We start from the raw sequence: 23,538 nt of genomic DNA on the forward strand, positions 1-23,538 counted from the left end.
CATTTCTTGAAGCTTCAAACTTACCGCTCGAAGCTGCTCTTCTTACTGATCATCAAAATACCGCTCATGCCAATCCACCAACGGTTGCGGTGAATTGAGCTTCTGCCCGTAGATCACCGAATAAGACAGCACGTTCTGCACATACTGGCGGGTTTCGTCGAAGGGGATGCTTTCCACCCAGACATCGAAACTCAGGTGGTCTGCACCGCGCAGCCATTGACGCACGCGGCCAGGGCCGGCGTTGTAGGCGGCGGAGGCGAGCACGCGGTTGCCGTTGAACTGGCTGTGTACCTGGCTCAGGTAGGCGGCGCCGAGCTGGATATTTTTGTCCGGGTCCAGCACCTGGGCCGGGGAGGCCAGGGGGATGCTGAATTTGCGCGCAGTTTCCTTGGCGGTACCGGGCATCAGTTGCATCAGGCCGCTGGCGCCGACGCCGGAACGGGCGTCGTCCATGAAGGCACTTTCCTGGCGCGTGATGGCGAACACCCAACTCGAGTGCAGGCCACGTACCTTGGCTTCGCGCACCAGGGTGTCGCGGTGGGCCATCGGGAAGCGGATGTCCAGGTCGTCCCAGTACTGCGCCTGACTGATGGTGCGGATGGCCGGGAAGTACCACTTCATGTCGTAGGCCAGCTTGGCTTGGGCGACCATCTCGTCACGGTTGAAGTGCCGGCTCACGTGGTACCACTCGCGACGGCCGTCCACGATCTGGCCACGGGCGTAGAATTCCAGCGCACGGCGCACGCCAGGGGTGTTGCGGACCTTGTTGACCAGCGTCTGGCTCATCACCAGCGGCTTGTTATTCAACTGATAGGGAGCTTTGGAGCGGTCAGCAGCGAGGAATCCATAGAAATCCCGCTCCTTGGCCACGTTTTTGTACAGCACCTGGGCTTGCGGGTTTTTCGGCTCGGCCAGCTCCAGGCTGCGCGCTTGCCAGTAGCGCCAGCGGTTGGTGGTGGCCAGGTCTTGTGGAAGCTTGCGGGTCAACTGGTAGGCGTCTTCCCAGCGCGCCAGGCGCAGCAGCAGGCGCAGGCGCCATTCAGAGACGGTGTTGTCGCGCAGCTCGGGGTCGTACTTGGTCATTACTTCCAGCGCACGCGGGTCGAAGCGCTTGGCCAGGGTCAGGCCGATCTCGCGGGCAATCGACACTTTTTCGTCACGGGAGAAGTGCATGCTGCTGGCGTAACCGTCGAGCAGGGCCATGGCCTTGTCCGGGTCCTGGCGCGCCAGGCGACGCAGGCCCAGGCCCACGGCGTCGGACATTGCCTCGGTGGCCGGCAGGAAGCGTGACGGGTCGCTGAGCATGTCGGGCTTCTGCGCCACGTCCACCATCAGGCGGCCTTGGGCGCCGAGGGTTGGCAGGGTTTTCACCAGGCTGTTGGCCAGCGCGTAGTTACGCGCTTCGGCGGCGAGCTTGGCGCGGTCCCAGATCTTCTGTTCGGTCAACTGGCCGGCGGCGGCCCATTGGCCGAAAGTGGCATCACAGGCGGCCGGCTGGGATTTGCCGGTCATCCACAATTTTTCGGCGGTCTTGTAGCCTTCAGCCTTCAGATTGTGGCTGAGCTGGTATTGGCCATGCAGGCAGTCCAGTTCGACGAAATTGAGCTTGGCGTCGTAGTACTTTTCAAACGTCTGCCAATCGCCACGTTCGGCCAGCCAGCGCAGCCAACGCAGTTTCATCCAGTTGGCTTGGGGCAGGTCGCCGTGTTTGGCGAGGAACTGTTCGATTTCCTCGTTGCTCGCGGTTTTCAGGCGTGCGGTCAGCTCGTCATAAGCCAGGTACGGCGTGAGCGGGTAGTCGGCCAGGGCCTGGCTGTATTGCATGTAGGGCCCGCTGTCACCCTTGGCCAGGGCACGTTTGGCTTGGTCGTAATACTGACGTTGGGTGGTGAGGTCCACTGCCTGGGCGGATTGAACGGCAGTGGCGGAAAGAAGCAGACAAGATAAAAAGTTGAAAAGGCGACTGCGCATGAGACGTCCGTGCAAAGAAATCACGACTAGCGCCGGCACTGCCGACACTGATTGCCCCTAGCTTAGCCTTTTGCCAGCGGCCCGCGAAAGCTTTGCCGACAGGTTCGATCAAGTTCGCCGGAAATGTCCTACAGAACGTGTCGATAGAGAAAATGCCGACCGCATCCCACCCTCAAGTCAGGTAGAATGCGCGCCCAGTTTTTGGAGAAGCGTATGACCCTGCTCAAATTCAGCGATGTGTCCCTTGCTTTCGGCGCCATGCCGTTGTTGGACAAGGTGTCCTGGCAGATCGCCCGTGGTGAGCGGGTGTGCATCATCGGCCGCAACGGCACCGGCAAATCCAGCATGATGAAGCTGGTAAAAGGCGACCAGAAGCCCGATGACGGCTCTGTCTGGCGTGCCCCTGGCCTCAAGATCGGCGAATTGCCGCAAGAATTGCCGGTGGCCGACGGACGGACAGTGTTCGACGTGGTTGCCGAAGGCCTGGACGGTGTTGGCGAGTTGCTCGCGCAATACCATCACCTGGCGCAGAACTGCGTCACCGAAGAAGACCTGGACAAGCTGATGCACGTCCAGCAAGACCTCGAAGCCCGTGACGGCTGGCGTTTGCAGCAACTGGTAGACAGCACCCTGAGCCGCCTGCAACTGCCGGCCGACAAGACCCTCGCCGAATTGTCCGGCGGCTGGCGTCGTCGCGTGCTGCTGGCCCAGGCTCTGGTGTCCGAGCCGGACCTGCTGCTGCTCGACGAACCAACCAACCACCTGGACATCGGCGCCATCGCCTGGCTCGAAGAAGCCATCAAGGATTTCCAGGGCGCCGTGCTGTTTATCACGCACGACCGTGCCTTCCTGCAGAGCCTGGCCACGCGCATTCTCGAACTGGACCGTGGCGGCCTGATCGACTGGAACGGCGACTATGCCAGCTTCCTGGTGCACAAAGAGGCCGCACTGTCTGCTGAAGAGACCGCCAACGCGCTGTTCGACAAGAAACTGGCCCAGGAAGAAGTCTGGATCCGCCAGGGCATCAAGGCGCGCCGCACCCGTAACGAAGGCCGTGTGCGTGCCTTGAAAGCCTTGCGCGTCGAGCGCAGCGAACGCCGCGAGCGTACCGGCAAGGCCAACATCCAGCTGGATACCGCCGACAAGTCAGGCAAGCAAGTGATGGTGCTGGAGAACGTCAGCTTCCATCACCCGGACGGCCCGTTCCTGATCAAGGACTTCTCCATGGTCCTGCAGCGCGGCGACCGTATCGGCCTGCTGGGCGCCAACGGTACCGGCAAGACCACCTTGCTCAAGCTGATGCTCAGCGGTCTGCAACCGACCAGCGGCACCGTGGAAGAGGGTACGCGCATCGACGTTGCCTACTTCGACCAGTTGCGCCACCAGTTGGACCTGGAAAAAACCGTGATCGACAACGTTGCCGAAGGCCGCGACTTTATCGACATCGACGGCCAGAGCCGCCATGTACTCAGCTACCTGGGCGACTTCCTGTTCAGCCCGCAACGTGCGCGTACGCCGGTCAAGGCCTTGTCCGGTGGTGAGCGTGCGCGTTTGCTGCTGGCCAAGCTGTTCAGCAAGCCGGCCAACCTGCTGGTACTCGATGAACCGACCAACGATCTCGATGTGGAAACCCTGGAGCTGCTGGAAGAGGTCTTGCTGACCTTCAACGGCACTGTGCTGATGGTCAGTCACGACCGGGCATTCCTCGACAACGTGGTCACCAGCACCCTGGTCTTCGAAGGTGAAGGCAAGGTGCGCGAGTACGTGGGTGGTTACCAGGACTGGCTGCGCCAGGGTGGCTCGCCGCGTCTTCTGGGCGTGACCGAGAGCAAGTCCGGCAAGGCTGACTTGGCCTCGGCGGTGGTTGCTCCTGTGGAAGCTGTTGCACCGGCTCAGGAAGCTGCACCAGCGGCCAAGAAGAAACTCAGCTACAAGCTTCAGCGTGAGCTGGAAGCTTTGCCGGGTGATATCGACGCCAAGGAACAGCAGATTGCTGCGGTAGAAGCGCAAATGGCCGACGCGGGCTTCTACCTGCGCCCGGCGGCGGAAACCGCAGCGGTCATCGCTTCGCTGGAGACGTTGAACCAGGAGTTGGAAGCGTTGGTTGAGCGTTGGGCCGAGCTGGATGCCTGAGTGATCCAGCAGCACTGAAAAGCCCGGCGTCCATTCCTATGAGCGCCGGGCTTTTTATATGAAATGCGATCCAAATGTGGGAGCGGGCTTGCTCGCGAAAGCGGTGTGTCAGTCACCAGATGCATCAACTGACAGACAGCTTTCGCGAGCAAGCCCGCTCCCACATTTGCTAGGCGTTGTACTTAAGAGGCTTTCACTAGTTTTACCGCCAGTACATCGCACGGCGCGCCGTGCAGTACGTCATTGGCAGTAGAACCCAGCAACAACGCCAAGCCGTGACGACCATGGCTACCCACCACGATCAAGTCGCAAGCCTTTTCCTTGGCCAAGTGGTGGATTTCCTGGCGCGGTTGGCCGTATGTCAGGTGGCAGTCTTCCTTTTTCAGGTGCGGGTATTTGAGAATCAAACGGTCCAGGCGCTCCTTGGCCTGGTCAAATTGTTGTTGCTGCAACTGGGAAAGGTCCATCGGCACGTCACCGCCAAAGGCCATGGCCATGGGCTCGACGATATGCACCAGCGACAGTATGGCGCCATTGGCCAATGCAGACTCCTGTGCGCGCTTGATCACCGGATCGCACTCTTCGGTCAGATCGACAGCGACCAGAATATGTTTGTAGGGCATGAGGCGTTCCTCCAAGGGACTGCAATACGTTCAGTATGGCTGCTTTCAAGCGGATGGGGTTGCGTCAGGTCAAATCCGCTCATCTAGAAATTCGGGAGTACACATATGACGGTCTTGATAGTGGTGTCAATCCTTGCGGTGGTTTTAAGCCCCCTGGCATGGCTGCGCCCGTCGCGCCAGCAGAGCGGGCGCATGGCCCTGCGCATGGAGGCACGCCGCATCGGCCTGGCGATGCAGTTGGCGCCCCAGGAGTGGCCGCATTGGCTCAAGCAGGAGCCGCCGAGCCCATGCGCGCAATATTGTCGCCCCCGGCGTGGCAGCACCCCGGCGATCTGGAGTTACTGGCAGCTGGAGCCGGGGGTTTGGGTCAATCAATGGCGCGAAGGGTGTGTGGATGAAAAGTTGTTGCCGCATTTTGCAACGCTGCCGGCGAACGTCTACAAGGTCGAGGCCGACAAGCAGATGATCGCTTTGTATTGGGGCGAGAAGGGCGAGATGAGCGTATTGAAGGATATTGATGCACTGCTCAAGGCTTTGGCCTGACGGGCAATAAAAAGCCCGACATCATCATCGGGCTGGAGTTGGCCAGGCAGGCCGGTAATTCTGTGGTTCCCGCGGCGGATGTTCATCCGCTCGCGCCAAGGTTTGTCGCAAGCCTAGCGGCATATCCCATTCTGTACAGCCGTTTCCCACATCTTTTGCCTTATTGATTTCGTGAATATTTGAATATTGGCGAGGCCGCGCCTTGGGGGCGGGGTTCTGAAATGACTGGAAAGTCGCGTTTTTACTAGCCTTTGGAGCGATTGACAATTGCTCGGAATTGGATGAAGGTGGCGTACCCAAATCAAACGGGCGTATGAATTGAGCGTTTGTCTGTCAGACGGCTCATACAGAACCCCGACTATCGCACTGGCGGGTGTGCCTGGCTGACTGGCGTGAGCATTGATGCAACTGTCAATGTCAAACCAGAGACCAGCGTCCAGTGTGTACTGTTCAGCTTCCATATCGTGGAGATCAGTTGATGATTTACGAAGGTAAAGCCATCACGGTTAAGGCTCTTGAAAGTGGCATCGTCGAACTGAAGTTCGATCTCAAGGGTGAGTCCGTCAACAAGTTCAACCGTCTAACCCTGAACGAACTGCGTCAGGCCGTAGACACCATCAAAGCAGATGCTTCGGTCAAGGGCGTGATCGTCTCCAGCGGCAAGGACGTGTTTATCGTCGGCGCTGACATCACCGAATTCGTCGACAACTTCAAGCTGCCCGATGCCGAGCTGGTGGCTGGCAACCTCGAAGCCAACAAGATCTTCAGCGATTTCGAAGACCTCAACGTGCCGACCGTTGCCGCGATCAATGGCATCGCCTTGGGCGGCGGCCTGGAGATGTGCCTGGCGGCAGATTTCCGCGTCATGTCCGCGACCGCCAAGATCGGCCTGCCGGAAGTCAAGCTGGGCATCTACCCAGGCTTCGGCGGCACCGTGCGTCTGCCGCGCCTGATCGGTGCCGACAACGCCATCGAATGGATCGCCGCCGGTAAGGAAAACAAAGCCGAAGACGCATTGAAAGTCGGTGCTGTCGACGCTGTCGTTGCTCCGGAGAAACTGGCCGAAGCTGCGCTGAACCTGATCAAGGGCGCCATCAGCGGCGAGTTTGACTACAAGGCCAAGCGTCAGCCGAAGCTGGAAAAACTCAAGCTCAACGCCATCGAGCAAATGATGTCGTTCGAAACCGCCAAAGGTTTCGTGGCGGGCCAGGCCGGCCCGAACTACCCGGCGCCGGTTGAAGCGATCAAGACCATCCAGAAGGCCGCGAACTTCGGTCGCGACAAGGCCCTGGAAGTGGAAGCTGCCGGCTTCGTCAAACTGGCGAAAACCTCAGCTGCCCAGAGCCTCATCGGCCTGTTCCTGAACGATCAGGAGCTGAAGAAAAAGGCCAAGGCCTACGACGAAATCGCCAAGGACGTGAAACAGGCTGCCGTACTCGGCGCCGGTATCATGGGTGGCGGTATCGCCTATCAGTCGGCGTCCAAAGGCACGCCGATCCTGATGAAAGACATCAACGAGCACGGTATCGAGCAAGGCCTGGCGGAAGCCGCCAAGTTGCTGGTCGGCCGCGTTGATAAAGGTCGCATGACCGCTGCGAAGATGGCTGAAGTGCTTAACGGCATTCGTCCTACGCTGTCCTACGGCGATTTCGGCCATGTCGACCTGGTGGTCGAAGCGGTTGTCGAGAACCCGAAGGTCAAGCAGGCGGTATTGGCTGAAGTTGAAGCCCAGGTCAAAGACGACACTATCCTGGCATCCAATACCTCGACCATTTCCATCTCGCTGTTGGCCAAGGCCCTCAAGCGTCCGGAAAACTTCGTCGGCATGCACTTCTTCAACCCGGTGCACATGATGCCACTGGTGGAAGTGATCCGTGGCGAGAAGTCCAGCGAGCTGGCGGTGGCCACCACCGTTGCCTACGCCAAGAAAATGGGCAAGAACCCGATCGTGGTCAACGACTGCCCGGGCTTCCTGGTCAACCGCGTGCTGTTCCCGTACTTCGGCGGTTTCGCCAAGCTGGTCAGCGCGGGTGTGGACTTCGTACGCATCGACAAGGTCATGGAAAAATTCGGCTGGCCAATGGGCCCGGCGTACCTGATGGACGTGGTCGGTATCGACACTGGCCACCATGGTCGCGACGTCATGGCTGAAGGCTTCCCGGACCGCATGAAAGACGACCGCCGCTCGGCGATCGACGCGCTGTACGAGGCCAAGCGCCTGGGTCAGAAGAACGGCAAGGGCTTCTACGCCTACGAGACCGACAAGAAGGGCAAGCAGAAGAAAGTGGCCGACCCTTCGGTACACGAAGTGCTGGCTCCGGTCATCTACGAACAGCGTGAGGTGTCCGACGAGGACATCATCAACTGGATGATGATCGCCCTGTGCCTGGAAACTGTGCGTTGCCTGGAAGACGGCATCGTCGAGACCGCCGCCGAGGCCGATATGGGCTTGGTGTACGGTATTGGTTTCCCTCCATTCCGTGGTGGTGCGCTGCGTTACATCGATTCGATCGGTGTGGCTGAGTTCGTTGCCCTGGCTGACAAATACGCTGATTTGGGCCCGCTGTACCACCCGACCGCGAAGCTGCGCGAAATGGCCAAGAATGGCCAGAGCTTCTTCGGTTAAGTGCCCAGACGACTAGAGCGAGAATATTTATGAGCTTGAATCCAAGAGACGTCGTGATTGTCGACTTCGGTCGTACTCCGATGGGCCGCTCCAAGGGCGGCATGCACCGCAATACCCGTGCCGAAGACATGTCGGCGCACCTGATCAGCAAGTTGCTGGAGCGCAACGTCAAGGTTGACCCGAACGAAGTCGAAGACGTGATCTGGGGCTGCGTCAACCAGACCCTGGAGCAGGGCTGGAACATCGCGCGCATGGCCTCCTTGATGACCCAGATCCCGCACACCGCGGCCGGCCAGACCGTCAGCCGCCTGTGTGGCTCGTCGATGAGCGCGCTGCACACCGCTGCCCAGGCGATCATGACTGGCAATGGTGATGTGTTTGTGGTCGGTGGCGTGGAGCACATGGGCCACGTCAGCATGATGCACGGCGTGGACCCTAACCCGCACATGTCGCTGTACGCAGCGAAAGCCTCGGGCATGATGGGCCTGACCGCAGAAATGCTTGGCAAAATGCACGGCATTACCCGCGAAGCCCAGGATGCGTTTGGCCTGCGTTCCCACCAACTGGCGCACAAGGCCACCGTGGAAGGCAAGTTCAAGGATGAAATCATCCCGATGAACGGCTACGACGAGAACGGTTTCCTGAAACTGTTCGACTACGACGAAACCATTCGTCCGGACACCACCCTGGAAAGCCTGGCGGCCTTGAAGCCGGCGTTCAATCCAAAGGGCGGCACCGTGACAGCCGGTACGTCGTCGCAGATCACCGATGGTGCTTCGTGCATGATCGTGATGTCGGCCCAGCGTGCCCAGGACCTGGGGATCCAGCCTCTCGCGGTGATCCGTTCCATGGCCGTAGCGGGTGTGGACCCGGCGATCATGGGCTATGGTCCAGTACCGGCCACACAAAAAGCCTTGAAGCGCGCAGGCCTGACCATCAACGACATCGACTTCTTCGAGCTCAACGAAGCTTTCGCCGCACAGGCCCTGCCAGTGCTGAAAGATCTGAAAGTGCTCGACAAGATGAATGAGAAGGTTAACCTGCACGGCGGTGCGATTGCCCTGGGCCACCCATTCGGTTGCTCCGGCGCACGTATCTCCGGCACTTTGCTTAACGTGATGAAGCAAAATGGCGGCAACCTTGGGGTTGCAACCATGTGCATTGGTCTCGGCCAAGGCATTTCTACCGTCTTCGAACGCGTTTAAGCGTTGCGTTGATGGAAGCCGGGGCCCAGTGCCCCGGTTTTTGTTTTTTGGAACTTTTTAATATTTTTTTCAACAAATTTTGCAAGAGGGCCAGAGCATGAAAGTCGAACCAGGGCTCTACCAACATTATAAGGGGCCGCAGTACCGCGTTTTCAGCGTGGCACGGCACTCCGAAAACGAAGAAGAAGTGGTGTTTTACCAAGCGCTGTATGGCGAATACGGCTTTTGGGTGCGCCCCTTGAGCATGTTCGTGGAGACCGTCGAAGTTGACGGCGAGCAGGTCCCGCGCTTTGCTTTGGTCAAGACCGAACCCAGTCTTTTTTCAGGGCAATAACGGCAGGTCGCGCAGAATGCTGCGCTTGACCTCACCTTGTTGCCACTATATATAGCGTTGCCGCGACAGGCGCCAACTGCCTTTCACTTCTCGAATTCAGGAATTTTCCGATCCATGGGCAAATCGCTGGTCATTGTGGAATCCCCGGCTAAGGCCAAGACCATCAACAAGTACTTGGGCAACGAGTACGTGGTGAAGTCGAGTATCGGCCATATCCGAGACCTGCCCACCAGCGGTTCGGCTAGCGCCAGCAAGGAGCCTGCTGCCAAGCGCGGCAAGGCGGCTGCGGGCGAAGGCCCGGTGCTCTCGCCTAAAGAGAAAGCGCGCAAGCAGCTGGTCTCGCGCATGGGTGTGGATCCGGATCATGGCTGGAAGGCCAAGTACGAAATCCTTCCGGGCAAGGAAAAGGTCATCGAAGAGCTGCGCCGGCTCGCCAAGGATGCTGACACCATCTATCTCGCGACGGACTTGGACCGCGAAGGGGAAGCCATTGCCTGGCACCTGCGCGAAGCCATCGGCGGTGATGACAGCCGCTACAAGCGCGTGGTGTTCAACGAAATCACCAAGAAAGCCATCCAGGAAGCCTTCTCCAAACCGGGTGAACTGGACATCGACCGCGTCAACGCCCAGCAGGCCCGTCGTTTTCTCGACCGCGTCGTGGGCTACATGGTCTCGCCACTGCTGTGGGCCAAGATCGCCCGTGGCCTGTCTGCCGGCCGTGTGCAGTCGGTTGCGGTAAAGCTGGTGGTAGAGCGTGAGCGCGAGATCCGTGCGTTCAATCCCGAAGAATACTGGGAGGTCCACGCTGACCTCGGCACCGCCAAGGGCGCCAACGTGCGCTTTGAAGTGGCTCGTGAGAAAGGCGAAGCCTTCAAGCCGCTGAACGAAGCCCAGGCCATGGCCGCGCTGGAAAAGCTCAAGGCTTCCAGCTACAGCATCGTCAAGCGCGAAGACAAACCGACCAGCAGCAAGCCGTCGGCGCCGTTCATCACCTCCACCCTGCAACAAGCCGCGAGCAACCGCCTGGGCTTCGGGGTGAAGAAGACCATGATGATGGCCCAGCGTCTGTATGAAGCCGGCTATATCACCTATATGCGTACCGACTCCACCAACCTCTCGGTAGACGCGGTCGCGATGGCGCGTACTTATATTGAAAGCGAGTTCGGCAAGAAATACCTGCCGGAGAAGCCGAACGTCTACAGCAGCAAGGAAGGCGCCCAGGAGGCTCACGAAGCGATTCGTCCTTCCGACGCCAACACCGAGCCGAGCAAGCTCAGTGGCATGGAGCGCGACGCTGAGCGCCTCTACGAGCTGATCTGGCGCCAGTTCCTGGCTTGCCAGATGCTGCCGGCGCAATACCTGTCCACTACCGTCAGCGTGGGTGCTGGTGACTTCGAGCTGCGTGCCAAGGGCCGTATCCTCAAGTTCGACGGCTACACCCGCGTCATGCCGCAAATCGCCAAGCCTGGCGATGACGACGTACTGCCGGACATGGCCCAGGGCGACACGTTGAAGCTGATCAAGCTCGACCCGTCCCAGCACTTCACCAAGCCGCCGGCGCGTTATTCGGAAGCCAGCCTGGTGAAAGAGATGGAGAAGCGCGGTATCGGTCGTCCGTCGACCTATGCGGCGATCATCTCCACCATCCAGGACCGTGGCTACGTGGCGCTGCACAACCGTCGTTTCTATTCGGAAAAGATGGGCGACATCGTCACCGAACGTCTGTCCGAGAGCTTCTCCAACCTGATGGACTACGGCTTCACTGCCGGCATGGAAGAGAATCTCGATGACGTGGCCCAGGGTCAGCGCGACTGGAAAAACGTGCTCGACGAGTTCTACGGCGATTTCAAGAAAAAACTCGAAGTGGCTGAAAGCCCTGAGAGCGGCATGCGTGCCAACCAGCCGGTGATGACCGACATCCCGTGCCTGACCTGTGGCCGTCCGATGCAGATTCGTACCGCCTCCACTGGCGTGTTCCTCGGTTGCTCGGGCTATAGCCTGCCGCCGAAAGAGCGCTGCAAGGCCACCGTCAATCTGGTGCCGGGCGATGAGATCGCCGCCGATGACGAGGGTGAATCCGAGTCGCTGGTACTGCGCGGCAAGCACCGCTGCCCGATCTGCAGCACGGCGATGGACGCCTACCTGCTGGACGAGAAGCACAAGTTGCACATCTGCGGTAACAACCCGGATTGCAATGGCTACGAGATCGAAGAGGGCACTTACCGCATCAAGGGCTATGAAGGCCCAAGCCTGGAATGCGACAAGTGCGGCAGTGAGATGCAGCTCAAGACCGGACGTTTCGGCAAGTTCTTCGGCTGCACCAACCCGACTTGCAAGAACACCCGCAAACTGCTGAAAAGCGGTGATGCGGCGCCGCCGAAGATGGACCCGGTGAAGATGCCTGAGCTCAAGTGCGAGAAGGTCAACGACACCTACATCCTGCGTGACGGTGCTTCGGGCCTGTTCCTGGCTGCCAGCCAGTTCCCGAAAAACCGCGAGACCCGTGCACCACTGGTGTTGGAGATCGTGCCGCACAAGGATGAGATTGATCCGAAGTACCACTTCCTGTGTGAAGCGCCGAAGAAGGACCCGGATGGTCGCCCAGCCGTGATCCGCTACAGCCGCAAGACCAAGGAGCAGTACGTGCAGACCGAAGTGGACGGCAAGCCTACCGGCTGGAAAGCGTTCTACGACGGCGGCAAGTGGAAGGTCGAGGACAAGCGCCAGGGCGCTTGATCCATCGGATGCGCTGAAGATGCAATGTGGGAGGGGGCTTGCTCCCGATGGCGGTGGGTCAGTTGATACATCTGTAACTGACCCACCGCCATCGGGAGCAAGCCCCCTCCCACATTTGCACTTGCGGTACGCCCGGCCGTTCCGTGACACTGTTCAGCCAGCATCCCGCCTATTCGTTGTGGAGATTGCCGTCATGGCCAACGAACTCTATACCCGTACTAACCAGAAAATTTACTTCGCGGGTTTATCTCTGGAAGCCCTTGGGCGTGCCGAGGAAGGGAAGGAGATGAATGCCATCGCGCTGGTGCAGGCAGGGCGCGAAGCAGCCCTGTTCCATCTGTACGGCGCCTTGCTGGGGCTGTGCCATGAAATCGCTGGGTTCTACCGCTTGCCCCAGGCGGGTGCGCCTCGAGCGGAAATGATCGTGAACCGTGAAGTGCTGGATTCCATGGCGATCCCTGAATTGGCCGAACTGGTGGAAATGGCCCAGAGCCCTGACAGTTGGGTGGCGCGATTGCTCAAGGCCCATGCGGATATGTTCCAACCTCCGCGTGTTCCTCATGTGCCCAAGGGCGATGTTACCCAGCCGTTGATTGCCGCTGTGGCGTTGCAAGAGGATGAGCCCAAGCCCTTGAGCCGCGAAGAGTTGGAAGGTTGGCGCCAGGAGCTGAAAAAAATGGCACTGCGTTTTCGTGAAGGGTTGAACGAGTGCTGAGGGTGGGAGCGAGTTAGCCCGGTACCATTCATCAAGCGGTAAAGAAACCTGCCCAGATCCTCTGCGAGGCTGGGTGGATGACTGATATAATCCCGGCCTTTCGTGGAGAACAGACTTTTATGCCAACGTCCTTTCTGGAAATTGTTGAACTGCCTGACGGCCGAATCGAATTGCGCCGGGCGGAGGACGAGGGTTCTCTGGTTATTCTGGATTTTTCCGAAGATGCCAAGGTGTTCCTGCAGGGCCAACACGTGGAAGTGGCTAAAGCCATGTTGAGCGTGGGTGTGCAGATGGCAGGTCGCTTGGCGGAAGGCGAGCCTGAGAAAGACGACGGCCCGCGGGTTCTTCACTGAGTCTGGTGGTGAAGGCGCTTCTGTGGCGAGCGAGTCCATCCACAGGGCTTATTATCCCAAGCGAATATTCAAGCTCTGTGCATCGCCCGTACGTGCGGCACTGATCAATTGCTGCTTGGCCGCAGCATTCAACGGATTCAACCAACTCACCACCGTATGACTACGGCCCAGGCGCAAGGCTTCGCAGGTCAACTGCTGGGCGCTCTGCGTGCCGCGTGGTTGCAGCAGCAGGATACGCTCACGGTTGAGGCCAGCCTCCCGTAGCCAGGCCTGGGTCAGGCTGGCGGGTGGGGCGATCAGGGTCAGCCAGCGTGCGTCCTTGTCTTCGCTCAATTCGCGCAGGATAGGTGCCAGCAGGTTCAGGCAGCTCTCAGCCGCACCGCGCAACGACAATTCACTGAACGCCTCAGGTTCGCTGCCCCAGGGGGCCTCGACCGTTTCCTTGAGGATGGGCGCAAGGGGTTGGGCCATGAAGGCCTCGAACAGCGACAGTTGGGTGTGTTGTGGGGTGTGCACGAGCTGCATGATGCCTCCTTTAGCGGCGAATGACGCCGACACTCAAGCCTTCGATCACCAGGTCCTGATCTTTCAGGTTGACTTCAATCGGGGCGAACTCAGGGTTCTCGGCCAGGAGCCAGACCTTGCTGCCTTCACGTTTGAAGCGTTTGACGGTGACTTCATCGCCGATACGGGCGACGACGATCTGGCCATTGCGAGCTTCACGGGTAGTGTGGACGGCCAGCAGATCGCCGTCGAAGATGCCCACGTCCTTCATGCTCATGCCGTGCACGCGCAATAGATAGTCGGCGCGAGGATGGAAGAAGGTCGGGTTGATGTTGCAGGATTCCTCGACGTGCTGCTGCGCCAGGATCGGCGCACCGGCGGCAACACGGCCGATGATCGGCAGTGTCGATTCGTCGGCCTTGGCCTCGAAGCCAGGGATGCGAATACCCCGCGAGGCACCTGGAGTCATCTCGATTGCGCCCTTGCGAGCGAGGGCCTTGAGGTGCTCTTCGGCGGCGTTGGGGGACTTGAACCCCAGTTCCAGGGCAATCTCCGCACGGGTCGGCGGGTAACCATTGTCATCAAGGCAGCGCTTGATAAAAGCCAGAATCTCAGCTTGGCGTGGCGTCAGTTTTAGCATGTTGATCGCTCTGTCTTTTTATACAGTGACTGGGATTATATACAGTGAACTGCGCTTGGCAATCATCCTTTTCAACGACTCCGCTGGACGGTCATTCTTCATCCTTCCTACAGCGTAGAGAGGGCGCTGCCTACAGGGCAGTAGGGATGTGATTTAATAGCGCTGAAACAGATGACTGCCTAGCCAGAAAGCGAACCCGCAGGCTTGACAAGACACACTCTGAAACGTATGTTTCAAACAAGTGTTTGTCAGGCGGAGTAGCCATGGCCCAGTCGGAAACCGTTGAACGCATTCTCGATGCTGCCGAGCAATTGTTCGCGGAAAAAGGATTTGCTGAAACTTCATTGCGGCTGATCACCAGTAAGGCTGGGGTCAACCTTGCCGCCGTGAACTACCATTTCGGCTCGAAAAAAGCCCTGATCCAGGCAGTATTCTCGCGCTTCCTGGGGCCGTTCTGCGCCAGCCTTGACCGTGAGCTGGAGCGTCGCCAGGCCAAGGCCGATCACAAGCCAAGCCTGGAAGACCTGCTGGAAATCCTTGTTGAGCAAGCGTTGGTCGTGCAGCCGCGCAGCGGCAACGACCTGTCGATCTTCATGCGCCTGCTGGGCCTGGCGTTCAGCCAGAGCCAGGGCCACCTGCGCCGCTACCTGGAAGACATGTACGGCAAGGTATTCCGCCGCTATATGCTGCTGGTCAACGAAGCCGCCCCGCGTATTCCACCTATCGAACTGTTCTGGCGCGTGCATTTCATGCTCGGTGCTGCGGCCTTCAGTATGTCCGGGATCAAGGCTTTGCGGGCGATTGCCGAGACCGACTTCGGTGTAAACACCTCCATCGAGCAGGTGATGCGCCTGATGGTGCCGTTCCTGGCAGCCGGCATGCGCGCCGAGACCGGCGTCACCGACCCGGCCATGACTGCTGCCCAGTTGCGCCCACGCAGTAAAACAGCCCCGACCGCTGCCAAGGTTTGACCGCCCCCGGGTGTGCGCGGCCGCTTGCATCCGCTAAGCTAGCCGCCATGCCGATTTCAGCTATTTACTCGTAACCCGTCGTGCTTACCGTGCCTGGTGAGCACGACGGGTTGTGTGCGTTATTTAAGGAAGGTTTATGACTGCTGCCCTGCAAGGTTCTTTGATGGTCGACGTTGCCGGTACCTGGCTGACGGCCGAGGACCGTCATCTGTTGCGCCAACCGGAAGTGGGCGGCCTGATCATTTTTGCGCGCAATATCGAGCACCCGCGCCAGGTTCGCGAGTTGAGCGCGGCGATTCGAGCGGTGCGTCCTGATTTGCTATTGGCCGTCGACCAGGAAGGTGGCCGCGTACAGCGCCTGCGCCAAGGCTTTGTGCGCCTGCCGGCCATGCGTGCGCTGGCGGACAACCCCAACGCTGAATACCTGGCTGAGCAGTGTGGCTGGATCATGGCCACCGAAGTACTGGCCGTGGGCCTGGACCTGAGTTTCGCTCCGGTACTGGACCTCGACTATCAACGCAGCGCCGTGGTCGGCACCCGCGCCTTCGAAGGCGACCCCGAGCGCGCTGCCCTGCTCGCCGGCGCCTTTATCCGCGGCATGAACAGTGCCGGAATGGCCGCCACCGGCAAACACTTCCCGGGTCACGGTTGGGCTGAGGCCGATTCCCACGTCGCCATTCCCAATGACGAACGCAGCCTGGAACAGATTCGCGCCAATGACCTGGTGCCTTTCGCACGCTTGAGCAAGCAATTGGCCGCCGTGATGCCCGCGCACGTGATCTACCCGCAGGTGGACGCCCAGCCCGCCGGCTTTTCGCGCCGCTGGTTGCAGGACATCCTGCGCGGTGAGTTGCAGTTCGATGGGGTGATTTTCAGTGATGACCTGTCCATGGCGGGCGCCCATGTGGTCGGTGATGCGGCCAGTCGAATCGAAGCGGCGCTGACTGCGGGTTGTGACATGGGGCTGGTTTGCAATGACCGCGCGGCTGCCGAGCTGGCGCTGAGTGCGGCGCAGCGGATGAAGGTCACACCGTCGGCGCGGATTGCACGTATGCGCGGCCAGGCGATTGCTTCAGCTGATTACAAGCAGGATCCGCGCTGGTTGGTGGCCCTCACGGCCTTGCGCGATGCGCAACTGATCGACTGATCGAATACCGCGTCGCGTCCATCGCAGGCAAGCCCGCTCCTACATTTTGATATGTGAATACATTCAAGTGTGGGAGCGGGCTTGCTCGCGAAGGCGATCTAACGTTCAGCGCTTTTCTTGCTTATTCGGCAGTGGTGCGAAGAGCGCCTCGATATCCTCATTGCCCAATTGCCAGTCCCCCGTAGTGCGCCCATCCAGCACACCCGCCGCCAGGTCGGATTTCTCCTTCTGCAGATGCTGGATTTTCTCCTCCACCGTGCCCCGGGCAATCATCTTGTATACGAACACCGGTTTTTCCTGCCCGATGCGATAGGCGCGGTCGGTGGCCTGGTTTTCCGTGGCCGGGTTCCACCACGGGTCGTAGTGGATCACCGTGTCGGCTTCGGTCAGGTTCAAACCCACGCCACCGGCCTTCAAACTGATCAGGAATATCTGTAGCTTGCCGCTCTGGAAATCCTTCACCGGTGTGCGCCGGTCACGGGTCTGACCGGTCAGCAATGCGTAGGCAATGCCGCGTTTTTTCAGCTCGGCTTCGATCAAGCTCAGCATCGAGGTGAACTGGGAAAACAGTAGGATTCGCCGGTCCTCGGCAAACAGCTCTTCGAGCATTTCCATCAGGCTGTCGAGCTTGCCCGAGCTGCTGCCACGCGTTGGCAGGCTGGCGTCGTTGACCAGGCGCAGGTCGCAGCACACCTGGCGCAGTTTGAGCAACGCTTCAAGGATAATGATCTGGCTGCGTGCCACGCCCTTGCGCGTGATTTCGTCGCGGACCTTTTTATCCATGGCCAGGCGCATGGTTTCGTACACATCGCGTTGGGCCTCGTTGAGGTCTACCCAATGGATAATCTCGGTCTTGGGCGGCAATTCCGTCGCCACCTGTTCCTTGGTGCGACGTAGCAGGAACGGCTTGATCCGACCGTTGAGGTGCTGCAATCGCACTTCACTGGCGCGCTTTTCAATCGGCACGCGGTAATCGCGATTGAAGCTTTTCACGTCGCCCAGCCAGCCTGGCAGCAGGAAGTGGAACAGCGACCACAGCTCGCCCAGGTGGTTTTCCAATGGCGTGCCGCTCAGGCACAGGCGCTGGCGCGCATTCAGTTCGCGTGCGGCTTGGGCGGCCTTGCTGGAAGGGTTCTTGATGTACTGCGCCTCGTCGAGGATCAACACATGCAGGGGTAGGGCGGCGAGTTGCTCAATGTCCTTGGGCAGCAGGGCGTAGGTGGTCAGCAGCAGGTCGTAGTCCTGAAGGTTGGCAAAATGTTTCTTACGCCCCGCGCCATACAAAGCCAACACCCTGAGCTGCGGGGTGAAGTGTGCAGCTTCATCGAGCCAGTTCGGGATCAGGCTGGTGGGCATCACCACCATGCACGGCCTATCCAGGCGCCCTGCGATTTTTTCAGTAAGGATATGCGCCAGGGTTTGCAGGGTTTTGCCCAGGCCCATGTCATCCGCAAGAATCCCGCCCACCTCCAATTGGCGCAGAGACTGCATCCAGCTCAAGCCTTCCAACTGATAAGGGCGCAAGGTCGCGTTCAGGCCCTCAGGCGCCACGCAGGTGAAGCCCTTGATGTCGCGCAGGCGTTGGGCGAAGTTGCGGATTTTTTCGCCACCTTCCCATTGCAGCGGCAGGTCTTCCAGCGGGTTGAGGCGGATCGCATCGGCTTTGGCCAGGCGTAGCGTGGTCGTGCCGGCTTCTTGTAGGTAGAACTCGCCGAGGGTCGCCAGCACCGGCTTCAAGCGACCGTAGGGCAGTGCCACTTGCAATGGGCCATGGCCGCCATTGGGCAGGCCGGGGATGTTCACCAGGATCAGCTCATCATCGCGGCGCCGCGCCAGTTTCTCCGGGTTGAGGATCTCGGTGTGGGAGCGCATCAGGTTCAACAGGATCGGCAGCAGGCTCAAGCGTTCGCCATTGACGATAATGCCCAGTTCCAGGTCGAACCAATCGCGTTCCGGCCCTTCATCGACCGTGGCATACCAGTCATCGACGGTGCTCAGGTCAAAGCCGAAGTCTTCATCGATCTGCAGCTCCCAGCCCTCGGCGCGCAAGGTCGGCGACGCATTGAGGGTGAAGTTCAGCCAGGCGCTGTCGTTGACCATCTCGAACAGCTCGCCGGCACTTTCCGGCAGGGCCTTGCTCTGGCGTGTGGCGATCTTGAACCCGAGCAGGCGCAGTTGTTCGCGAAAGGGTTGTTCCCGCTCGGGATGGCGCTTGATGCGCAGGCTCTGGGTTTCCTGGCGCACGATGATGTCGGCATTTTTCTGCCCGCTGACATAGTTGCCCAGGTAGTTGAACGACAGCGCCGCACGGTGCTGGATATACCGTTGCATCTTGCCGTTGCGCGGCTCGAATGCGCTGAACTCCACACTGGCCAGCCACAAGCGCGGTACGGGCTGTACATCGTCCATCACCACCTGTGGCAACACCACGCGGTTATCCAGCACCGCCTGGAGTTTCTCCAGCAGTTCGGCATCCTGGGCCGCTGCCGGGTAGGCCAGGGTTTCCTGAACCTTGAGCAGCACCGCCGCGATGTGCTTGCAATTGGTGTGCACCGGGCACGTGCAGCGGCTGTCCACCAGGATCAGCGTGCCCTTGGCTGATTCGCGCAGCGAGATGGTCTGCCGGTAAACGTTGCCGCCCGAACCTTCGCAACTGGCAATGATGGTGCTGTCGCCGGACTCGACGATGCGCACGCGGTTTTCCAGGGCGTAGCGCCGCCCGCGCTCAAGGCTTTGCTCTTTAAAGCGATTGGCCCACGAAGGGGCCAGGGGTTTGGTCAGCGACGACGTCAGGGGCATGGCGCGGGATCAGTCCTGAAGGTCGGGCGGTGGTGCACTGGGTGGCTTGGCGGTCAGCGAGGTGATCTTGATCAGCAACGCCAGGTGACCACCATCCAGGTAGTTGAGCTGGTTGTTCTTGGTGCGCACGTCTTTCTGGCTCAAATGCTCGCTGGCAATCACGCTGCCGTTGCTGTCGAACTGGTTGATCCAGAAGTCCGCGTCGATATCGGTAAAACGCCCCAGTTGCAGGCTCAACACACCTTCGATGGGGAACTGGCCGAATTGCTCCTGGCCGTCGGTGATCGCGACGTTGACCGGCTGCTCGCCCAGGTTCTGTTCCCAGGCCTTGTGGGCGAGCACCGTATAGTTGGCGTCGGCGCTGAGCTTGTCGACGATATTGCCCAGGCGCGGCGGGCTCATCCGCTCGCCCAGGCGTGGTGCGCCCGCATCCCAGTTTTCGGGTGCGGCGCGGCTGTTGATCACCGGCTCGGCATTCTGGCGCACCAGGATCATTTCCACCTGGTACAGGCCGTCGGCGAATGCCGAAGGCGCGATTACCACCAACAACAGGCTCAGAATGCGGAACAGGCGCATGGCGGCGTCCTTCAAGCGGATTTCGGGATGAGGCGCTCGAACAGCGCCTCCAAGGTATTGAAGCGTTCTTCGGCACGTTCCATCGGTACCATGAACTTGAACAGCGTAGCCCCTTCGAACTTGTAGCGGTTGGGCTGGCCCTGGATCAGCTTGATCAGCACCAACGGGTCTACCGGCGTCTGCGCTTCGAATTCGATGCGGCCACCCTGCGGCCCGGCGTCGACTTTCTTGATACCCAACTGCTCGGCCTGCAATTTGAGCAGGGTCAGGCGCACCAGGTTCTTGGTCGGTTCCGGCAGCAGGCCGAAGCGGTCGATCATCTCCACTTGCAGGTCCTTGAGGCCCTCTTCGTCGGTGGCCGAGGCAATGCGCTTGTAGAGGATCAGCCGCGCATGCACATCCGGCAGGTAGTCTTCGGGAATCAACGCTGGTAGGCGCAGGTTGATCTCCGGGCCGCCGCCCAACGGTTGGTCGAGATTCGGTTGCTCGCCTTTGCGGATGGCTTTCACTGCGCGTTCGAGCATCTCCATGTACAGGGTGAAGCCGACTGCCTGGATCTGGCCGCTCTGGCCATCGCCGAGCAGTTCGCCGGCGCCGCGGATTTCCAGGTCGTTGGTCGCCAGCACGAAGCCGGCGCCGAGGTCCTGGGTGTTGGCGATGGCTTCCAGGCGCTTTTCCGCGTCGCTGGTGATTTGCTGGCGCGGCGGTGTAAGCAGATAGGCATACGCCTGGTGGTGACTGCGCCCGACACGGCCACGCAGTTGGTGCAACTGGGCCAGGCCGAACTTGTCGGCGCGTTCGATGATGATGGTGTTGGCGCTCGGCACGTCGATGCCGGTCTCGATGATGGTCGAGGCGATCAACACGTTGAAGCGCTTGTGGTAGAAGTCGCTCATCACCTGTTCGAGTTCGCGCTCGCGCATCTGCCCATGGCCTATGGCGATACGCGCTTCTGGCACCAGCTCGGCGAGGTCGGCGGCGCATTTCTCGATGGTCTTCACATCGTTATGCAGGTAATACACCTGGCCGCCGCGCAGCAGTTCGCGCAGCAGCGCTTCCTTGACCGTGCTCTTGTTCTGCTCCATCACGAACGTACGCACCGACAGGCGGCGCGCCGGCGGGGTGGCGATGATCGACAGGTCACGCATGCCCGACACCGCCATGTTCAGCGTGCGCGGAATCGGCGTAGCGGTGAGGGTGAGGATGTCGACTTCGCTGCGCAGGGCCTTGAGCTGTTCTTTCTGGCGCACCCCGAAGCGGTGTTCTTCGTCGATGATCACCAGGCCCAGGTTTTTGATCTTCACATCGTCCGACAACAGCTTGTGGGTACCGATGACGATATCGATCTTGCCCTCGGCCAGGTCGGCGATGGCGGCATTCACTTCCTTGGCGGACTTGAAACGGCTCATCACCTCCACGGTTACCGGCCAGTCGGCAAAGCGGTCGCGGAAACTGTTGTAGTGCTGCTGGGCGAGCAGGGTGGTGGGCACCAGGATCGCCACCTGGCGACCGCCGTGTACCGCAATAAAGGCTGCGCGCATCGCCACTTCGGTCTTGCCGAAGCCCACGTCGCCACACACCAGGCGGTCCATCGGCTTGGGCGCAAGCATGTCGGCGCGCACCGCTTCGATGGTGGTTTGCTGGTCCGGGGTTTCTTCGAAGGCGAAGCCGGCGCTGAAGGTGGCGTAGTCGGCTTTGGGGTCGGCGAACGCGTAGCCTTCGCGGGCCGCACGGCGGGCATAGATGTCGAGCAACTCGGCTGCCACGTCGCGCACTTGTTCGGCGGCCTTGCGCTTGGCTTTCTGCCAGGTCTCGGAGCCCAGGCGGTGCAACGGTGCCAGGGCATCGTCGCTACCGGTATAGCGGGCAATCAAGTGCAGGCTGGCCACCGGCACGTAGAGCTTGGCGCCCTCGGCGTATTCCATGGTGAGGAATTCGGCGGCCTGGTTGTCGATCTCCAGGGTCTGCAGGCCGAGGTAGCGGCCGACGCCGTGGTCGATATGCACCACCGGCGCGCCTTCGCGCAGCTCGGTGAGGTTCTTGATCACCGCGTCATTGTTGGCATCGGCACGTTTTTCCCGGCGGCGGCGCTGCATCACGCGTTGACCGAACAGCGGGCTCTCGGCGATCAGTGCAAGCGCCGGGTCATCCAGCAGCAGCCCTTCGTCCAACGGCGCGATGGTAATCGCCAGGCGCTCTTTGCTGGCGACAAAGTCCGGCCAGCTGTCGACGGTTTTCGGGCGCAGCTTCAGGCGTTCCAGCAGTTCCAGCAGCACTTCGCGACGCCCGGCGGATTCGGCGGTAAACAGCACGCGGCCGGGGAAGTCACCGAGGAAGTTGGACAGTGCTTCCAGCGGTTGCGTGGCCTTGGCCTGGATTGCCAGGTCCGGCAGCGTCCCTGCTGGGAAACGCTCGCGGCCACTGCCGGCATCCACGTCCTGCTGGCTGGCGACCACGCGCGGCCAGTTTTTCAAGCGGGCGAAGCAGTCTTCCACCGGCAGGAACAGTTCGGCGGGCGGCAATAAAGGCCGGGACGGATCGACGCGGCGCTCTTCATAGCGGTTACGCACATCGTTCCAGAAGTTTTCTGCCGCCTGTTCGATGCCCGGCAGCGAGAACACCTGGGTGTCCTGGGGCAAGTAGTCGAAGAGGGTGGAGGTTTCGTCGAAGAACAACGGCAGGTAGTACTCGATACCCGCCGGTGTAATCCCGCTGCTCAAGTCCTGGAAGATCGGGCAGCGGCGGAAGTCCACGTCGAAGCGTTCACGAAAGCGCGCCTTGAAACGCGTGACCGCGTCCTTTTGCAGCGGGAATTCCCGCGCCGGCAGCAGCTTGATCGAATCGACCTTGTCGATGGAGCGCTGGTTTTCCGGATCAAAGGTGCGCAGCGTTTCGATTTCGTCATCGAACAGGTCGATGCGATACGGCAATTTGCTGCCCATCGGGAACAGGTCGATCAGCGCCCCACGCACTGCGAATTCACCGTGCTCGTACACCGTGTCGACGCAGCGGTAGCCGCTGGCCTCCAGGCGCGTGCGCATCTGTTCTACGTCGAGCTTCTGGCCAATGTCCAGCACCAGGCTGCTGCCCAGCAGGAACTTGGTCGGCGCCAGGCGGTGCAAGGCCGTGGTGATCGGCACCACCAGCACGCCGTGGGCCAGTTCCGGCAGGCGGTACAGGCTGGCGATGCGCTGGGAAATGATGTCCTGGTGCGGCGAGAACAGGTCATAGGGCAGGGTTTCCCAGTCGGGAAAATGCAGCACCGGCAAATCGGGGGCGAAGAAGCTCAGCTCCTGCTCCAGCCGTTCGGCACTTTGGCTGTCGGCGGTCAGCAGCAGGGTAAAGCGCTTGGCTGCGCTGGCAGCCTCGGCAATGGCCAGGCTCAGGGCGGCACCGGGCAGGTTGCCCCAGTGCTGTTTACCTGCCGCGGCAGGGAGAAGCGGTAGACGCAGAACGGGCACGGAAGGTTGAGCTCCAAGCGTTGCGACAAAGTCGGTAATTGTAACGGCCCGAGGTGCCGCCTGTCAGTTGCTGACTGTGCCTATTACGGTTTGTAGGAAATGTAGTGGCTAAGACAAACAATGGTGGGTTTTGACTCAATATGTAGTGCCAAAATGCGCGAATGTTTAGGAGGGTTACGGACAAGTCAGCCTCTGCGCTCG

The 23,538-nt window shown here is 60.3% G+C and carries 17 protein-coding genes; 10 read left to right on the plus strand and 7 right to left on the minus strand.

Annotated elements, in window-relative coordinates; genetic code table 11:
• Window positions 1-42: 42 nt before the first annotated feature.
• The gene (locus FRT59_RS04320; protein WP_153870483.1) at window positions 43-1,971 is read right to left on the minus strand and encodes a transglycosylase SLT domain-containing protein; all 1,929 of its coding nucleotides are present in this window, start codon (window positions 1,969-1,971) and stop codon (window positions 43-45) included.
• Between the two features lie 213 nt (window positions 1,972-2,184).
• Here FRT59_RS04320 and FRT59_RS04325 point away from each other — a divergent pair, with 213 nt between their 5' ends.
• Window positions 2,185-4,104: an ATP-binding cassette domain-containing protein gene (locus FRT59_RS04325; protein ID WP_034118687.1), complete on the plus strand. Its 1,920-nt coding sequence runs from the start codon at window positions 2,185-2,187 to the stop codon at window positions 4,102-4,104.
• Window positions 4,105-4,286: 182 nt separating this feature from the next.
• On the opposite strand, the gene FRT59_RS04330 is transcribed toward FRT59_RS04325, so the two are convergent.
• Entirely contained in the window at window positions 4,287-4,727 is a 441-nt protein-coding gene (locus FRT59_RS04330) for a universal stress protein (RefSeq protein ID WP_034118688.1), read from the minus strand.
• A 105-nt stretch (window positions 4,728-4,832) separates the two neighbouring features.
• Between FRT59_RS04330 and FRT59_RS04335 the strand changes: the two genes are divergently transcribed.
• The 7 genes from FRT59_RS04335 (at window position 4,833) to FRT59_RS04365 (ending at window position 13,239) form a co-directional block, all read left to right on the plus strand.
• On the plus strand, window positions 4,833-5,270 hold the full coding sequence (locus tag FRT59_RS04335; protein WP_153870484.1) for a type II secretion system protein: 438 nt from the start codon (window positions 4,833-4,835) through the stop codon (window positions 5,268-5,270).
• Between the two features lie 478 nt (window positions 5,271-5,748).
• Window positions 5,749-7,896 carry a fatty acid oxidation complex subunit alpha FadB gene (gene fadB, locus FRT59_RS04340; protein WP_034118690.1) on the plus strand — a complete coding sequence of 716 codons (2,148 nt, stop codon included), beginning with the start codon at window positions 5,749-5,751 and terminating at the stop codon, window positions 7,894-7,896.
• Window positions 7,897-7,925: 29 nt separating this feature from the next.
• Window positions 7,926-9,101: an acetyl-CoA C-acyltransferase FadA gene (fadA, locus tag FRT59_RS04345; protein ID WP_016975260.1), complete on the plus strand. Its 1,176-nt coding sequence runs from the start codon at window positions 7,926-7,928 to the stop codon at window positions 9,099-9,101.
• A 97-nt stretch (window positions 9,102-9,198) separates the two neighbouring features.
• Window positions 9,199-9,435 carry a DUF1653 domain-containing protein gene (locus FRT59_RS04350; RefSeq protein WP_153870485.1) on the plus strand — a complete coding sequence of 79 codons (237 nt, stop codon included), beginning with the start codon at window positions 9,199-9,201 and terminating at the stop codon, window positions 9,433-9,435.
• Between the two features lie 114 nt (window positions 9,436-9,549).
• Entirely contained in the window at window positions 9,550-12,171 is a 2,622-nt protein-coding gene (topA, locus tag FRT59_RS04355; RefSeq protein WP_034118691.1) for a type I DNA topoisomerase, read from the plus strand.
• 193 nt (window positions 12,172-12,364) lie between these two features.
• Window positions 12,365-12,886 carry a DUF6586 family protein gene (locus tag FRT59_RS04360; protein ID WP_153870486.1) on the plus strand — a complete coding sequence of 174 codons (522 nt, stop codon included), beginning with the start codon at window positions 12,365-12,367 and terminating at the stop codon, window positions 12,884-12,886.
• Window positions 12,887-13,005: 119 nt separating this feature from the next.
• Window positions 13,006-13,239: a hypothetical protein gene (locus FRT59_RS04365; RefSeq protein WP_005786160.1), complete on the plus strand. Its 234-nt coding sequence runs from the start codon at window positions 13,006-13,008 to the stop codon at window positions 13,237-13,239.
• Between the two features lie 51 nt (window positions 13,240-13,290).
• Here FRT59_RS04365 and sulA read toward each other — a convergent pair whose 3' ends face one another.
• Complete coding sequence (gene sulA / locus FRT59_RS04370; protein ID WP_034118693.1) at window positions 13,291-13,764, minus strand: SOS-induced cell division inhibitor SulA; 474 nt, start codon at window positions 13,762-13,764, stop codon at window positions 13,291-13,293.
• Between the two features lie 10 nt (window positions 13,765-13,774).
• Window positions 13,775-14,383 carry a transcriptional repressor LexA gene (gene lexA / locus FRT59_RS04375; RefSeq protein ID WP_003172575.1) on the minus strand — a complete coding sequence of 203 codons (609 nt, stop codon included), beginning with the start codon at window positions 14,381-14,383 and terminating at the stop codon, window positions 13,775-13,777.
• Between the two features lie 263 nt (window positions 14,384-14,646).
• Here lexA and FRT59_RS04380 point away from each other — a divergent pair, with 263 nt between their 5' ends.
• On the plus strand, window positions 14,647-15,354 hold the full coding sequence (locus FRT59_RS04380; RefSeq protein ID WP_153870487.1) for a TetR/AcrR family transcriptional regulator: 708 nt from the start codon (window positions 14,647-14,649) through the stop codon (window positions 15,352-15,354).
• Window positions 15,355-15,490: 136 nt separating this feature from the next.
• The gene (gene nagZ / locus FRT59_RS04385) at window positions 15,491-16,501 is read left to right on the plus strand and encodes a beta-N-acetylhexosaminidase (protein ID WP_153870488.1); all 1,011 of its coding nucleotides are present in this window, start codon (window positions 15,491-15,493) and stop codon (window positions 16,499-16,501) included.
• 105 nt (window positions 16,502-16,606) lie between these two features.
• On the opposite strand, the gene FRT59_RS04390 is transcribed toward nagZ, so the two are convergent.
• Genes FRT59_RS04390 through mfd form a run of 3 tightly spaced genes read right to left on the minus strand, consistent with a single transcriptional unit; the run spans window position 16,607 to window position 23,337 of the window.
• A complete protein-coding gene (locus FRT59_RS04390) occupies window positions 16,607-19,300 on the minus strand; it encodes a DEAD/DEAH box helicase (RefSeq protein WP_034118696.1) in 2,694 nt (897 codons plus the stop codon).
• Window positions 19,301-19,309: 9 nt separating this feature from the next.
• Window positions 19,310-19,876 (minus strand): CsiV family protein, encoded by a 567-nt coding sequence (locus FRT59_RS04395; protein WP_153870489.1) that lies wholly within the window; start codon window positions 19,874-19,876, stop codon window positions 19,310-19,312.
• Between the two features lie 11 nt (window positions 19,877-19,887).
• On the minus strand, window positions 19,888-23,337 hold the full coding sequence (mfd, locus tag FRT59_RS04400; protein WP_034118698.1) for a transcription-repair coupling factor: 3,450 nt from the start codon (window positions 23,335-23,337) through the stop codon (window positions 19,888-19,890).
• Window positions 23,338-23,538: the final 201 nt, after the last annotated feature.

It is taken from the genome of Pseudomonas haemolytica (assembly GCF_009659625.1).
Lineage (GTDB): Bacteria > Pseudomonadota > Gammaproteobacteria > Pseudomonadales > Pseudomonadaceae > Aquipseudomonas > Aquipseudomonas haemolytica.

What these genes read in the sequence shown, in the direction of transcription:
- FRT59_RS04320 (WP_153870483.1), bottom strand. Translation starts at nt 1,971, where the DNA reads ATGCGCAGTCGCCTTTTCAACTTTTTATCTTGTCTGCTTCTTTCCGCC.
- lexA (WP_003172575.1), bottom strand. Translation starts at nt 14,383, where the DNA reads ATGCTAAAACTGACGCCACGCCAAGCTGAGATTCTGGCTTTTATCAAG.
- FRT59_RS04360 (WP_153870486.1), top strand. Translation starts at nt 12,365, where the DNA reads ATGGCCAACGAACTCTATACCCGTACTAACCAGAAAATTTACTTCGCG.
- FRT59_RS04365 (WP_005786160.1), top strand. Translation starts at nt 13,006, where the DNA reads ATGCCAACGTCCTTTCTGGAAATTGTTGAACTGCCTGACGGCCGAATC.
- fadA (WP_016975260.1), top strand. Translation starts at nt 7,926, where the DNA reads ATGAGCTTGAATCCAAGAGACGTCGTGATTGTCGACTTCGGTCGTACT.
- sulA (WP_034118693.1), bottom strand. Translation starts at nt 13,764, where the DNA reads ATGCAGCTCGTGCACACCCCACAACACACCCAACTGTCGCTGTTCGAG.
- fadB (WP_034118690.1), top strand. Translation starts at nt 5,749, where the DNA reads ATGATTTACGAAGGTAAAGCCATCACGGTTAAGGCTCTTGAAAGTGGC.
- nagZ (WP_153870488.1), top strand. Translation starts at nt 15,491, where the DNA reads ATGACTGCTGCCCTGCAAGGTTCTTTGATGGTCGACGTTGCCGGTACC.
- FRT59_RS04350 (WP_153870485.1), top strand. Translation starts at nt 9,199, where the DNA reads ATGAAAGTCGAACCAGGGCTCTACCAACATTATAAGGGGCCGCAGTAC.
- FRT59_RS04330 (WP_034118688.1), bottom strand. Translation starts at nt 4,727, where the DNA reads ATGCCCTACAAACATATTCTGGTCGCTGTCGATCTGACCGAAGAGTGC.
- FRT59_RS04390 (WP_034118696.1), bottom strand. Translation starts at nt 19,300, where the DNA reads ATGCCCCTGACGTCGTCGCTGACCAAACCCCTGGCCCCTTCGTGGGCC.
- topA (WP_034118691.1), top strand. Translation starts at nt 9,550, where the DNA reads ATGGGCAAATCGCTGGTCATTGTGGAATCCCCGGCTAAGGCCAAGACC.
- FRT59_RS04325 (WP_034118687.1), top strand. Translation starts at nt 2,185, where the DNA reads ATGACCCTGCTCAAATTCAGCGATGTGTCCCTTGCTTTCGGCGCCATG.
- FRT59_RS04335 (WP_153870484.1), top strand. Translation starts at nt 4,833, where the DNA reads ATGACGGTCTTGATAGTGGTGTCAATCCTTGCGGTGGTTTTAAGCCCC.
- FRT59_RS04380 (WP_153870487.1), top strand. Translation starts at nt 14,647, where the DNA reads ATGGCCCAGTCGGAAACCGTTGAACGCATTCTCGATGCTGCCGAGCAA.
- FRT59_RS04395 (WP_153870489.1), bottom strand. Translation starts at nt 19,876, where the DNA reads ATGCGCCTGTTCCGCATTCTGAGCCTGTTGTTGGTGGTAATCGCGCCT.